The sequence below is a fragment of the Serratia sp. N21D137 genome, from assembly GCF_047530005.1.
GTDB lineage: Bacteria > Pseudomonadota > Gammaproteobacteria > Enterobacterales > Enterobacteriaceae > Chania > Chania fonticola_B.
Genome location: NZ_JBLJAJ010000002.1, coordinates 1 through 13,609 on the forward strand (window position 1 = coordinate 1; position 13,609 = coordinate 13,609).

The following is a 13,609-nucleotide window of genomic DNA, read 5'->3' on the forward strand; positions in this document are numbered from 1 at the left end:
ACTGCGTACACGCATCAAAAGACTCACTCGCAAAACTATCTGCTTCTCACGCTCTGTTGAGCTGCATGAAAAAGTCATTGGTGCCTTTATTGAGAAATACATGTTCTACTAATTGGAGGCATTACCCGTTGGGCGTTGGCCGGGTTGAGCTTCAGGTTGTAGGTGGCCAGGATAACCAACTGTTGATCTTGCAGTTGCTGCTCAATTTCTTCCGTTGTTAATGTGTCCTGATCCAGCTTAACCACCTGATCTTTGACGTTTAAGCCCACTTTCAACTCATTGGCAATCTGAGCTAAATGCTTGTTGATTAACTCATTGCGCGGGCCTTCGTCCGAAAAGACCATGATGTTGTTTTGTGCTTTAAGCGCATAAGGCAGCACCCGGTCGTTTTTGATCAGCGTAATGGCCTGCTCCGAAATGGCGTTTTCCAGATCCTTGTGCGCCTTGGAGGCGACAATGGTTTCAGCCGTGGCAGCATCATGAGGCGCAGGGGAGATGCGTTTGCTGAGCTTGGTATAAATCACCCGCTGCGCAGAATCTTCAATGCGTCGCTTCAGCACCGGATCTTTTTCCGCTTCGGCCTGCAAATAAGCATACAGTTCGCCGAGTTGTTCAATACTGGCGCTGTCTTTAATCCCTATAGGCATCAAGACAATATCATTACCGGCTAAAATAGCCTGCTTGATGGACCAATGACGGTCAAAATTGCCGGTAATGGCCCCCATGTCCATGGCATCCGTCAGGATCAGCCCATCAAACTTGAGTTGATTACGCAGGGTATCGGTCAAGATTGCTTTGGATAAGGTGGCCGGGGTACCGATTTTCTCTCCCTTGATGTTGGTCAGGAGGGTGCTATCAAGCGCTGGCACCACCACATGGGCGGTCATGATGGCATCGGTATCGGGCATCACGTCGACAAAGGGTTTCAGTTCGGTCTGTTGCCATGAAGCCTTATCCGTGTTGACGCTGGGGAGGGCAAAATGGGTATCCGAGGCGACGTTGCCGTGCCCAGGGAAGTGCTTCAGAGAGGTGAGCACCGGATATTGGTGAATACCTTCGATATAGCTGCGAGCTAATTGCCCAACCAGAATCGGATCGTCGGAATAAGAGCGAACGCCGATGACTGGATTATTCTGGTTGTTATTCACATCCACTACCGGCCCAAAGTTAAAGTTAAACCCAAGGCTGGTTAACTCATAACCATGAATATTCCCAGCCTGTTTGGCTAAATCGGCCACACCGGTAGCCCCCAAGGCCATATTGCCCGGCATCTCGGTGCCCACACGTAGACGAGTAACATATCCGCCTTCCTGATCGGTACTGATAAACAGCGGTAAATTAGTCCGTGCATGCTGGAAATTATTAATCAACTCAACCGTTTGTGGGGTGTTAATCAGGTTTTCACGGAACAGGATCACTGAGCCCAAATGATAGTCAGTCATCATTTTACTGACGTGGGTATTCATCTCAATAAAAGGCGTTTTACTTTCGCTACTGTTTTCATCCCAGGAACGAATGTCAACCATCAACATTTGCCCGAGTTTTTCTGCAAAACTCATGTCGGTACTGAGCTTTTCAGCCGCGCCTTTGGGGGAAAGCCACATTTCTTTTAGTTGGGCTTCTGGAATAGCGGCCGCGTAGCTTCCGGCACTAAATAAAAAGATGGCCGGTATTATTTTTTTCATGGGATGACTCCGAGGTATCAATTTCCGGCGATTGTACATTCCAAGTCAGGTAATAAAGTGATAATTATCACAGTTGATCGATTCGTGTTTGTGATGCGTAAAGGAATAATGCCGGTTTTTTATACCGGCATTGTATCGACCAGCTTGATTGGTAAAGGGGGCGAGCAAAGAATAACCCTTTAAGGGCAAGAATATCTTGCGCTAATTATTTTAATCCCGTCATAAAAAGTTAAGATAATTCTTGTCATTGTTTTAATGGTATTCGGTTTTTTCTGCTGGTCAGTCGTCCAGATTATTAATGGTCATGCTCGCATTCAGCACCAGAGGTTTGGCTATCTCTTTGCGTCGTTGCATTAACGCCAGGAAAATCAAATCTGTCAGGGTATTCTGTGCGGTTCTGGACGAAATCGAAGAACTCCGCCACTCGTTTTCATCAGAGACACTTTCCAATACATAATCGGCTATTTTGGCTAAAGGATTGTCCTTGCTGCCGGTTATGGCGACCACCGTCGCTCCCTGTGCTTTTGCCATCGAGGCGGCGATATGCATATCTTTCCTGCGGCCACTGAAAGAAATAACGATTTGAACGTCTTTGGGGGTTAGCGCCTGTGCGGTGGCGATCTGGACGTGAAGGTCGGCTTCCACCAGGCTCAGGATACCGATCTTTTGTAATTTGTAGCTCAAATCTTTGGCGGTGAGGCCCGAGCCCCAAATACCCACGATCTGCACGCGTTGAGCGTTATCGATGATATCAACCACCCGTTGGAAAATGGGGAAATCGATCCTTTTTGTCGTCTCTACGATGGCGGTATTTTTCTCATGAGCCAGTTTTTGTGCCACCACCATCAAAGAATCTTCCGACGAGATGGCGTTATGCAAGGCCTTATGCGGAGAGGACTTGAACAGGTTATTTCTGCCCAGCTCCTCACTGATGGCAATTTTCAGTGCGGGGAAGCCTTTCATGCCGATTTTCTGGCTAAACTTGACGATGGCTGACTGGCTGACACCAGCATCTTCAGCAAACTGGGATGAAGACATGCTCAGGACGGCTTCCGGGTTATCAAGGATATATTTAGCGATTTTTTGCTGGTTTTCGGCCAGGCTTGGCAGCAACCAGGTGATTTCGTTCAGGACTGACATCAACAATATCTCCACTGTGTGTAATAGATTATTCCAGTTCGGGGGCTTTTCATTCCTTTGGCTTATTTATTTGAAATTGTTGAAAATTAAAATTTAAATGGCGGTTTTTTTTGCGCTTTATTCCTGCTTTACCTCGCGCCTGGAATCGACTTACCGTGACGATTATCACATTTGCCGAATAAATAATTCCTTAACATTGTCGAAAATCTTAACCCATTGGAAGCCCCTATGAAGATAAATTTAAGCCAGATGGTGACGGAAAGCCGCAACCCGGCCAGTTCGCAAATTGATACGTTGCCCACTCTGGATATGCTCGCCGTGATCAACAGCGAAGACCAAAAAGTGCCGCTGGCGGTAGCTGCTACCTTGCCAGCAATCGCCAGGGTAGTGGATCTGGTGGTAGACGCTTTTGCCTGCGGTGGCCGATTGATTTATTGCGGTGCGGGGACTTCTGGCCGGTTGGGGATCCTGGATGCCAGTGAGTGCCCACCAACATACGGTACACCGCGTGAGCAGGTGGTTGGGCTGATCGCAGGGGGCCATACCGCGATTTTACAGGCGGTAGAAAATGCCGAAGATAATCCGCAAATGGGCGAACAGGATCTGCGTAATCTCGGTTTCAATGCACGTGATGTGCTGGTTGGTATCGCAGCGAGTGGCCGCACCCCTTATGTACTGGGGGCTATGGCGTATGCTCGTAGCGTTGGGGCGACTGCCGTGGCCATCTCATGCAATCCAAATAGCGCAATGAGCCAGGCGGCGGATATCGCCATTGAACCGGTGGTGGGCCCAGAAGTGGTGACGGGGTCGTCGCGCATGAAAGCGGGAACGGCGCAGAAGTTAATTCTGAATATGATCACCACCGGTGCGATGATCCGCAGCGGCAAGGTTTACAGCAACCTGATGGTCGATGTGGAGGCCACCAACGCCAAGCTTATACAGCGCCAGGTTAATATCGTGGTCGAAGCCACGGAGTGCAGCCCGGAAGAGGCGGAAGAGGCACTTAATCAATGTCAGCGCCACTGCAAAACCGCGATTGTCATGATCCTCGGCGGCTTGTCTGCACCTGAGGCCAGCGCGGTTTTGAGTAAAAACAAAGGATTTGTCCGTCAAGCACTGCAAGGGATACAGGCATAACCATGGCGAAAATCACCGTTCCTATGATAGAGCAAATTTTACTCCTGGTGGGTGGCAGTAAAAATATCATTATCTGCGGTAACTGCATGACCAGGCTGCGTCTGACGTTAAAAGATCGTCAGCAAATACGAGTCGATGAGTTGAAGAAGATCCCTGGCGTAATGGGGGTAGTTAACGGCGACGATCAACTGCAGGTTATCCTTGGTCCTGGCAAAGCGCAAACTGCCAGCGAGATGATGAATGCGTTGTTAACGGCGCAGCCGCAGCAGGAACGGGGAAATGCCGAGCAAGCTGACTTGCAGACCTTGGCAAGTGAAAACAAGCAGCAGATGAAAGCCAAGCAAAATAGCGCGGTGCATAATTTTCTGACTAAGTTTGCCACGATTTTTACGCCGTTGATCCCAGGTTTTATTGCCGCAGGGTTGTTGTTGGGGATCGCTACCCTGATGCAGCAAACGCTGATCGTGGAGGGCGTGGCACCGGCCGCATGGCTCAAAGGGCTGATCGCTTACATGAAAGTGTTCAGCATCGGTTTGTTTACCTTCCTCAGTATCCTGATTGGCTTTAACACTCAGAAGGCCTTTGGTGGCACCGGGGTTAACGGTGCGATCATCGCTTCGCTGTTTGTTTTACGCTATGTACCAGAAGGGACTACCGGCTACTACGCAGGGATGAGCGACTTTTTTGGGCTGGCGATCGACCCACGCGGTAACATCATTGGGGTTCTACTGGCCTGTATCTTGGGCGCATGGATCGAAAGGCAGGTACGCCGGATGATCCCCGATAATCTGGATATGATCCTGACCTCGTCAATTACCCTGCTGATCACTGGCGCCATTACCTTTGTGGTGATTATGCCGGTTGGCGGTGAATTGTTTAAGGGCATGTCATGGCTGTTTATGCACCTGAACGGCAACCCGTTCGGCACCGCCATTCTGGCCGGGTTGTTCCTGATCGCCGTCGTGTTTGGCATTCATCAGGGCTTTGTGCCGGTTTACTTTGCCTTGATGGATGCGCAGGGCTTTAACTCGCTGTTCCCTATTCTGGCGATGGCCGGTGCAGGGCAGGTGGGGGCGTCGCTGGCGCTGTTTGCTCGCTCCCCTAAAGGCTCTCTGCTGCGTACCCAGATTAAAGGGGCCATTTTCCCCGGCCTGCTGGGGATTGGTGAGCCGCTGATTTATGGCGTCACCTTACCGCGCCTGAAGCCATTCGTTACTGCCTGTCTGGGGGGCGCGGTCGGTGGTTTCTTTATCGGTCTGGTTGCCTGGATGGGGTTGCCGGTGGGGCTGAATACGGTGTTTGGCCCCTCGGGTCTGGTGTCGATCCCATTAATGACCTCAGCCAAGGGGATTTTCGCGGGCATGCTGGTGTATGTCGCCGGTATATTGATCTCCTATATTGCCGGATTTATTCTGACCTGGCTGTTTGGCAGCAAGGATGTGGATTTAAGCTGATAATAACCAGGTTTTAACCGGCTTATACCCTAGGGGCGCTGCATGCAGCGCCCCTAGTCGTCACCATGAACAACAGTAACCCAATATATCAAGCCTTGCTCCCTTGCCCAACGTGACCCCAAACCATCTCGCCCTTATGGAACGTGGCGGTCCTTGGGGAAATACGCGCTACCGCCTCGGCGGAGCAGGAAGCATCAACCAGCACGAAGCTGGCATCGTCCTGGGCTTTCGGCCATACGCGTTCGCCCTTATCGTTCAGCGGTAAGACATCACCGGTGGCGATAGCCAGCGAGCGCGATAAGGTTCCCTCATTCGGGCGAATGTAGAGCTGTGCATAGAGATTGGCTTTCTCCAACATGTCACCCAGGCCATACGGCGACCAGTGGTCGATCACGCTGTCGGTGCCGGTCATCAAGAACACGCCTTTCTTGCGCAGTTGGCTGAGTGGCATATGCATAGTGCCAATCGGTACCGTGCTGGCAATAGTGATTTGCTGCGCCGCCATGCGGGTGGCGATTTCATCGACCTGCTGTTCATTCATCATCGCCAACGCAAAGGCGTGGCTAATGGTCAGTTTGCCCTTGAGTTGTGGCGTTTTCTCGACGGTTGCCACCATGTAGTTCACCGCCGCAATGCCTGCCGGGCTGGTTTCGTGCAGGTGGATGTCCACCCCTTTGTTATAATCCAGCGCGATCTGGAACATGCTATCGAGCGACTTTTCCATTGCGCCATCGACGTTGGTCGGGTCCAGGCCACCGACGTAATGTGCTCCTGCCTGCATTGCCTCACGCATCAGCGGCTCTGATTTCGAATACAGCAAGCCATGCTGTGGGAACGCGACAATTTCACAGTCAAAGCCAGATTTGCGGCGTGCCAGCACTTCTTGCAGATTCTCCAGGTTTTTCAGACCGGAGGTTGGCTCAACGTTGCAATGGCTGCGAGCGGTAGTGGAACCGTAGGACTGAATCAGATCGATCAGCTTTTCGGCCCGTTCTTGGGTGTAAGGTTGCAGCTCCGGCAGCAGTTTCTGCTCCAGCCGAATCATATCCTTGATGGTGGTACCCGCCGGGCGATTCAGCGAACGCCATGGGCCGCCGTAAAAGGTTTTGTCCAGATGGATGTGCATATCACGCATGGCGGGCAGCATCAGTTTGCCGCCAGCGTCGTAGACCGGCAGCGTACTGTCCGCATGCTGGCGGTTGTCGCGCAGGGCAACGATCTTGCCCTGGTTGATTTCCAGCGTTTTCAGTTCGGTGTGGGTACTGACCGGCGTTGCTCCGTCAAATTCGAAACCCGCCTCCAGCAGTACGTTATCCAGATAATAGTGTTTGTCGCTAATTTTCATGCGCTGGTCCGTCTCACAGTTCGCGGTTGCCGGGGTAGCAGCATAACCGACGGAGGAGGTTGCACCCAATAGTGCGCAGGCCGCAGCCACTTTGCCACTATGGCTCAAAAACTCACGGCGGCTTTTGTTCTCATTCATCTGTTCTTCCCTCTCAGAGGTTAACGATATGGGTGCCCGTTTCACCGCGCAGTGCGGCGGGGAGGCAATCCGGCGAGGTGATGACGACGCGTTTGCCGCCATCGCGCAAGAACGCCAGGCTGGCGACGATCTTCGGCAGCATGCTGCCAGCAGGGAAGTGCCCCTCTGCCATATAGCGGGTCATTTGGGCCACGTTCACCTGGCCTAACGCCTGCTGATTCGGTTTGCCGAAGTGAATGCACACTTTCTCTACGCCAGTGGTGATCACCAGCACGTCGGCGCGGATTTCCCTGGCGAGCAGGGCAGTGGAGAGATCTTTATCGATCACCGCATCGACGCTTTGGTAATCCCCTTGTGCATCACGCGCGACAGGGATGCCACCGCCACCCGCGCCGATCACTACAAACCCTTGCTGCGTGAGTGCCTTGATTGCGTCGGCTTCCACGATCCTGATGGGTTCCGGTGAGGCGACCACCCGGCGATAGCCGCGGCCAGAGTCCTCGACAAACCGCCAGCTTGGGTATTGCTGCAATAACGCATCGCGCTGTTGTTCGCTAAAGAAAGCGCCAATCGGCTTGGTTGGGGTGGTGAAGGCGGGATCCTGTTTATCCACTTCAACCTGCGTGATGACGGTTACCGCTTTCTGCCCGCCATGCTGCGCCAGGCGGTTATTGAGTGCCTGCTGAATGAGATAGCCGATACCGCCTTGGGTATCCGCCACGCAGTTGGCCAGCGGGGTCAGCGGTAGCCCTTCATGTTCGTGAGCCACTTCGGCACGGCGCAACTCCAGCCCCACCTGCGGGCCGTTGCCGTGGGTGAGTACGATGTGGTAATCCGATGCCAGCATCTCCAGCACCGAGTCTGCGACCTTTTTCACCGCCTCGGCCTGATGTTCTACGGTCTGACTGGCGTTGTCTTTGATAATGCTGTTGCCACCAATGGCGACGACGACGAGTTCTTTCATCTGGGTTTTCCGATTAAAAAGGCCGTTTAAACAGGGGCGGGAGTCTATAAATGTCCCCTCACCCTAACCCTCTCCCAGAGGGAGAGGGAACCGATCGAGTGTGCTGATTGCCCTGTGTAATACCTTGTATTTCTTGTTCTTATACCCTACTTTCCGAAGCCGCACAGCCTTATCCAAGATGCCGGTCAGCTCCCTCTCCCTATGGGAGAGGGTTGGGGTGAGGGCTTAGGCTGTCTTGCTGGGTTCCTGCACTGCGGCAGCCACCGTTTCACGGCTATCGAGAAAATGCTTCAGTACAAACATGGCCGACATCATCAGGTAAGCCAGTGTGAACAGCAATGAGCTTCCCTCGGCAAAGCCCACGGCTGGCGCATGGATCACGCCGAACAGCGCCAGCAGCGCACCGGTTGCCGCCGCTACCGCACCACGCAGCGGTTTGTTGATGATGGCGAAAATCGCGACACATCCCCAAAGCATACTGGCCAGCGGCGCACCGCTACCCAAATGCACCAGTCCCTGGTAATACACACCTTTGCTATGCAGCAACTCTGCGCCCAGCTTGGCTCACGAGGTGCCCGCCGCACCCAGCACGCTGTTAACCACGGTTAATCCCCAGTTGGCGATCCACGGGAACAGACAGATGAAGATCACCGGGACTTCGATTTTCGGCGTTTCCCTCACCACCTGGTTGGCGGTAACCACGCCGATAAACACCAGGATGGGTACGATCGCCGTCATCGGGATCACCGCCAACATAAAGGCACCCAGCCCGAACAGCGGTACCAGGAACATCGTCACGCCGGACGCCAAGGTGTAACCAATGCTGGCTCCCATGGCTTTCCAACCGGCGTGGCCAACATACACGGTCACCGGGAACGGGTTCCCCAGCAGGCAGCCGAACATGGAGGAAAGCCCGTTAGCCATCATTACCTTACGGGTGTTGTATTCATCACCGGCAGCATGGGCACTCTCAATGTTTTCCAGGTCAAAGATGTAGTTCGCCAGCCCCAGCGGGACGGCGGAGGCCAGATACGGCAGCGCATGTGGCAGACCCTGCATAAAACTGTCAACATGGAATCCCGGCGGGTTAAAGCCAAAGGAAGACATCGAGGCTTTAATCGCATCTGGGCTTTGCAGGCCGGAGATCCACGCCAGCGCGGTACCGGCGATCAGCAGCAGCAAACCGGTCGGAATGCGGGCGAATATGGGCTTTTTGCCAAACCAGTTGATAAAGATCAGCAGCAGCACGATGAACGAAACGGTTGGCGCTTCGAACGCTTGCAGCATCGGGTTCATCGCCAGCAGCAACAGCCCCAAGCCGGAAAGGCAGGAGAGCAGCACGGTGCGCGGGATCATCTTGCGGATGGTTTCGCCGAGGAAAGAGCCGCCCACCAGGATCAGTGCCTCAACAAAGCACCACACCAGGCCGATCGAAATGGCAAAGTCCGCATCGCCGGTGGACTGATAAACCGGCATCAGCACCAGGAAGGTCACGGTAAAAATAGACGGTGCGCTCGGGCCAGACGGCAGCGCGGTCACATCGCTCCGCCCGGTCTGGCGAGCCATTTGCAGCCCAAACCAGGTGTAACAGATACTGGCCATCATCACGGCCAGACCAAAGGCCGGGGCTATGCGCCCGTAGACGATCTCTTTTGGGATACCCACTACGAAGATGAGCAGCCCCATCATGGTGAGCAGGTTGGTCAGGTTATTGGTCATCAGCCCGAAGTAGGCTGCCCAGTCACCGCGTTTCCACTCTAATTTCATTTTGTTCATGGAAAATCCTTCACAGGTCGTTTAACAACTCTCGACGATCCACGGGATCGCCATTGGTCCTGCAGGTGAACAACTCTCTGGTGTCAGGTGGGGCTAACGCTGGGTTAGCCCCGTTATTTTTTTATTGGCAGTAGTGGTCGCGATAACTCAGTATTGCTTTCTCGAAACAGGCAAACGGTGGATGGACAATCCCGGCACCGATCATGCCAATCCCCGCATCTTTATGGGCAATGGCGGTGTTGATCACCGGCAGGATGCCGCTGCTGCCGACCTTGGTAATATCGATCGCCGTTGGGATCCCCATAAACGACAGCAGGGGAATGGTGACGTTAGGGTTTTCGCCCAGGGTGATTTCACGCATCTGACGCGAGAAATCAATCGCCTCATCCACGGTGCCCCCTACCAGTGCGACGATGGCCGGAGCGGTCGCCATGGCAAAACCGCCAATGCCGTAGGTTTCAGTGATGGCACTGTCGCCGATATCCAGCCCCGAGTCTTCCGGTTTATAGCCTGCAAACATCGGGCCGATAACCTGCTGTGCCGGGCCGGTAAACCACTGGCCCGGTAGCCCGCTGATGCGCAAACCAAACTCAACGCCGTTGCGCGCCATGGTGGTGACCACGGTGCTGTATTCAATGCCGTGTGCCGCATCCATCGCCGCTTTGCACATCGCCATCCAGGTTGGGCCGGAGAAGTAATCGCTGCTGGCGACAAAGTCGAAGACCTCGCGCTGCTGCTCAACCGGGTAGCCCGCCTGGATAATCCACGGCGTCAGCGCCTGGATCAGCAGCGTAGTGCCCGCATTGTTGCGGTTGTGACACTCGTCGCCCATATGCAGCGCCTGCGCCAGCATCAGCCGCAGGTCGATCTCACCGGCCAGCTTCATGGCATCGCGCAGCATCGGACCTTGCACATCGCGCATCCAGTTCAGGCGGTCGATCACGCTCTGGTCATTGGCTCCCATGCGCAGGATCTTCGCCATCTGCTCGCTCATATTGGTATAAGCGCGGTTGCCGTAGGTTTTGTTTTCTACGATATGCATGAACATCGATGCAGACGTCACACCCGCCATCGAACCGACACAGTCATGCTCATGGCACGGTGAGAAGATGATTTCGCCGGAGGCGGCCAGTTCTGCGGCTTCCTCGAGGTTGGCTGCCAATCCTTCAAACACCAGCGCACCGGTGACCGCGCCTTTCATCCCACCGCACATTTTCTGCCAGGTGATCGGCGGGCCTGCATGTAAAATGGTGTTGCGCGTCATCCCTGGGACGACGTTGATTGCCTGGTCATAACCTACCAGCACCGGATGCGACTGAATAATGCGTTCCAGCGCCAGTTTGTTGGCGGCAGCCACTTTCTCGGCAAGCGCTGGGGAGGCAATCTGATCGAGCGCCTCAACCACCGCCATATTGCCCTGGCCTGGCGGAGTCCAATCGAGCTGGGTTACTGGCACATGCTGTTTTTTCAGGTCATCACTGAACATGGCGATACCGACGTTAATAACGTTCAGCGGTTGGTTAAATAATGAGTGGCTCATCAGGCTTTCCCTCCTTTACAGACAAATTCACGCGCCAGCAATCCGGTATTGGTGCTGCTGCTAGCCCAGATCACGCCCGCATCGGTGAGCATCTGGCACTGCTGCTGTAGCGACGGCGTATCGAGATCGGTACCTAGCACATAGCCGAGGATCTCCAACGGTCGGCCCTCGCTGGCCGCAATCGCCTTAGCCTCTTTGATCGCCTCGATCATTACGCCCACCGGATCTTCGTGAGATCCAAAGCCAAGCACGAAGTCCATCACGATCACGCCGACTTCGGGATCGCGCGCTTCCTGCAACAGACGTTGGATGCGGTTGGTTGGGTCGATCATCGGGTGCGGTTTGCCATTGGTGAAGTCGTCATCGCCAAAGTCGAGGAAGGTGTGCGCCACGCTGCAGTTGAGGTCTTTCAGGCGCATGGCCGGGTCAGGTTGAATATTGCTGTAGACGTCGTCGTATTTTTCCAGTGCGGCAAACATCGCTTCGTCGCACAGGGTGCCGCCACAGAACAGACCGCGAATGTATTTTTGCTGCGGTGTCAGTTTGGCACGCACTTCTTCAATCAGCGGCCAGTTCAGTGGATGCAGGTCGAGAGACTCTTCTTTGATGCCGGTAAGCAGCACGGCCTTTAACGCTGCCTGCTTGGTTGCACGCGCAAACTGCAATCCTGGCTCATCGGCTGGTGGCTCATTGCGCCCAAGGAAGCAAACCACTACGGGTTTACGGCAGGCACGGGCACGTTCGAGCACGGTGTGTGCCACGGCTGGGGCAGGGGGCTTGGAGACTAGTACAATCACTTCTGTATCGTTGTCGTTCTCTAGCATCGCTATCGCATCCAGCATCATCCGGCCGCCAATCTTCTCACTCAGATCGCGCCCGCCGGTGCCAATCAGCTGCGAAATGCCGCCGCCAAACTCATGGATACGCACGCTCAGCTCCTGGCTACCGGTGCCGGATGCGCCGATAATACCGATGTTGCCACGGCGAACCGCGTTACCAAAGCACAAAGCGGTGCCATTAATGATGGCGGTGCCGCAGTCTGGCCCCATCATCAGCAGGCCTTTTTCATGCGCCAACTGTTTCAGCGCCAATTCATCCTCGATGGAGACGTTATCGGAGAACAGCATCACGTTGAGATCGTTTTCCAGCGCTTGACGGGCTTCACGTGCCGCGTACAACCCGTTTACCGAGATCACCGCGAGGTTGCTCTCCGGAATATGAGTTTTCGCACTGGCGAGAGTGGCATAGCGCGCTTCGTGGCGGCCACCTTTATCTTTGTGGGTGAACAAGGCTTCGATCGCCTGTAGGGTGGCCTCGTTAGCTTCATCGCTGGCCCCCTTAATCACGATCATCAGATCGCCGTTTTTGGCGGCTTCCAGCTCTGGGGTTAACAAGCCCAGGTTTTCCAGCACTCCTTTGTTCATCTCCGTGGCCATGGCCACAAACGCTTGTTCAACGCCTTCAAGTTTGTTCGCTTTGGTGGAAATAGACATCAGCGAAACAGAGTCAAACCAGGTGTTGTTTTTTACCACTATCCTGATGGACATATTTTTCTCCAAAATATGAGGTCAAGAGGCAGGCATCGGCCATGCCATACAGCATGTCGCAGCCCGAACTTGAACCAATCTGTTTAATCTTGTTAATGGTATCGATAATAAGGTGACGATCGTCGTGCACTAATTTTTCTAACAGGTGACTTATCACCTGTCGGTAACGCTGATTGATTGCCGCCTCTAAGGTAATAGCGCTTAGCAGCGTGGTTTTATGTTGTACTTTTTTCAGCACCGCCAGAAAAACCTCGCGATACTTTTGCGCTGGATGACCGGGCAGCAGTAATATAGAGCAAAGCCCAACCAGATAATCATCCCCAGAAGGCGTCAGGCCAATTCCCAAACCAATGAGAGAATGTAAGGCTTCGTCGGGATTTTCATTGTGCCGTATCGCCAGAAATAACGCATCACGATGAAGTTGTAATAATCTGGCCATTTCCCGATAAAATATATTCTCGCCACGGTAATTAAACAGCGAATTACCGGATGAAGCCTGTTGGTTAATGCATGCCCCCCATTGGTGCCAAGCAATAGATGCTCTGCTTGCTTCGGTTAAATACAGGTCAGGCTGTTGCCATGTCTGACAGTGGGAAAAATCAATCCAACTATGCTGACCTATTTCAATGCCACCCTGAGAAAACTCGACGCGATCTCCTGGGCTAAATATCTGGTCACAGTGCCTGAGCGCTATGCGGCAACTATTGGGGGCGTTATCGTACTCGTCGCTTAATAACGTGTAGAGCATGTTCTGCTCGGGAACGAACAGGTTTACCGCGCGAGAAAAAACCTGTTCGACCTGCCCACTTAGCCGCTGGCGGGGGAACGCCACCTCCGCCGATAACGCTGTAATGCACTGCCGCTGCGGCTGTGCGATGGCATT

The 13,609-nt window shown here is 53.8% G+C and carries 10 protein-coding genes and 1 pseudogene; 3 read left to right on the forward strand and 8 right to left on the reverse strand.

The window, feature by feature from the left end; all coding sequences use genetic code 11:
- Positions 1–112: IS1 family transposase (locus tag ACMV5H_RS01785; protein ID WP_414821447.1), on the forward strand; the 112-nt coding region annotated here is incomplete at its 5' end.
- Here the strand turns inward: ACMV5H_RS01785 and ACMV5H_RS01790 are convergent.
- Together ACMV5H_RS01790 and ACMV5H_RS01795 are read right to left on the reverse strand one after the other, a co-directional pair.
- Positions 87–1,685: a glycoside hydrolase family 3 protein gene (locus tag ACMV5H_RS01790; protein WP_414821368.1), complete on the reverse strand. Its 1,599-nt coding sequence runs from the start codon at positions 1,683–1,685 to the stop codon at positions 87–89. The genes ACMV5H_RS01785 and ACMV5H_RS01790 overlap by 26 nt on opposite strands.
- Positions 1,686–1,964: 279 nt before the next feature.
- The gene (locus tag ACMV5H_RS01795; protein WP_059200098.1) at positions 1,965–2,825 is read right to left on the reverse strand and encodes an SIS domain-containing protein; all 861 of its coding nucleotides are present in this window, start codon (positions 2,823–2,825) and stop codon (positions 1,965–1,967) included.
- 228 nt (positions 2,826–3,053) lie between these two features.
- Here ACMV5H_RS01795 and murQ point away from each other — a divergent pair, with 228 nt between their 5' ends.
- Together murQ and murP are read left to right on the forward strand one after the other, a co-directional pair.
- The gene (gene murQ, locus ACMV5H_RS01800; RefSeq protein ID WP_414821369.1) at positions 3,054–3,962 is read left to right on the forward strand and encodes an N-acetylmuramic acid 6-phosphate etherase; all 909 of its coding nucleotides are present in this window, start codon (positions 3,054–3,056) and stop codon (positions 3,960–3,962) included.
- A 2-nt stretch (positions 3,963–3,964) separates the two neighbouring features.
- The gene (gene murP / locus ACMV5H_RS01805; RefSeq protein ID WP_115158725.1) at positions 3,965–5,416 is read left to right on the forward strand and encodes a PTS N-acetylmuramic acid transporter subunit IIBC; all 1,452 of its coding nucleotides are present in this window, start codon (positions 3,965–3,967) and stop codon (positions 5,414–5,416) included.
- Between the two features lie 88 nt (positions 5,417–5,504).
- Here murP and ACMV5H_RS01810 read toward each other — a convergent pair whose 3' ends face one another.
- The 6 genes and pseudogenes from ACMV5H_RS01810 to ACMV5H_RS01835 form a co-directional block, all read right to left on the reverse strand.
- A complete protein-coding gene (locus tag ACMV5H_RS01810; RefSeq protein ID WP_115158726.1) occupies positions 5,505–6,899 on the reverse strand; it encodes an amidohydrolase family protein in 1,395 nt (464 codons plus the stop codon).
- Between the two features lie 13 nt (positions 6,900–6,912).
- Positions 6,913–7,863: a carbamate kinase family protein gene (locus tag ACMV5H_RS01815; RefSeq protein ID WP_414821370.1), complete on the reverse strand. Its 951-nt coding sequence runs from the start codon at positions 7,861–7,863 to the stop codon at positions 6,913–6,915.
- A 225-nt stretch (positions 7,864–8,088) separates the two neighbouring features.
- Positions 8,089–9,639, reverse strand: a pseudogene (locus tag ACMV5H_RS01820) (xanthine permease).
- Between the two features lie 121 nt (positions 9,640–9,760).
- Positions 9,761–11,179, reverse strand: coding sequence for a DUF1116 domain-containing protein (locus ACMV5H_RS01825; protein WP_414821371.1), 1,419 nt, complete (start codon positions 11,177–11,179; stop codon positions 9,761–9,763).
- The gene (gene fdrA / locus ACMV5H_RS01830) at positions 11,179–12,726 is read right to left on the reverse strand and encodes an acyl-CoA synthetase FdrA (protein WP_414821372.1); all 1,548 of its coding nucleotides are present in this window, start codon (positions 12,724–12,726) and stop codon (positions 11,179–11,181) included. The genes ACMV5H_RS01825 and fdrA overlap by 1 nt, the downstream gene beginning before the upstream one ends.
- On the reverse strand, positions 12,686–13,579 hold the full coding sequence (locus tag ACMV5H_RS01835; RefSeq protein WP_414821448.1) for a DUF2877 domain-containing protein: 894 nt from the start codon (positions 13,577–13,579) through the stop codon (positions 12,686–12,688). The genes fdrA and ACMV5H_RS01835 overlap by 41 nt, the downstream gene beginning before the upstream one ends.
- Between the last annotated feature and the right edge of the window lie 30 nt (positions 13,580–13,609).

What these genes read in the sequence shown, in the direction of transcription:
- ACMV5H_RS01815 (WP_414821370.1), bottom strand. Translation starts at nt 7,863, where the DNA reads ATGAAAGAACTCGTCGTCGTCGCCATTGGTGGCAACAGCATTATCAAA.
- ACMV5H_RS01825 (WP_414821371.1), bottom strand. Translation starts at nt 11,179, where the DNA reads ATGAGCCACTCATTATTTAACCAACCGCTGAACGTTATTAACGTCGGT.
- murQ (WP_414821369.1), top strand. Translation starts at nt 3,054, where the DNA reads ATGAAGATAAATTTAAGCCAGATGGTGACGGAAAGCCGCAACCCGGCC.
- ACMV5H_RS01790 (WP_414821368.1), bottom strand. Translation starts at nt 1,685, where the DNA reads ATGAAAAAAATAATACCGGCCATCTTTTTATTTAGTGCCGGAAGCTAC.
- murP (WP_115158725.1), top strand. Translation starts at nt 3,965, where the DNA reads ATGGCGAAAATCACCGTTCCTATGATAGAGCAAATTTTACTCCTGGTG.
- ACMV5H_RS01810 (WP_115158726.1), bottom strand. Translation starts at nt 6,899, where the DNA reads ATGAATGAGAACAAAAGCCGCCGTGAGTTTTTGAGCCATAGTGGCAAA.
- fdrA (WP_414821372.1), bottom strand. Translation starts at nt 12,726, where the DNA reads ATGTCCATCAGGATAGTGGTAAAAAACAACACCTGGTTTGACTCTGTT.
- ACMV5H_RS01795 (WP_059200098.1), bottom strand. Translation starts at nt 2,825, where the DNA reads ATGTCAGTCCTGAACGAAATCACCTGGTTGCTGCCAAGCCTGGCCGAA.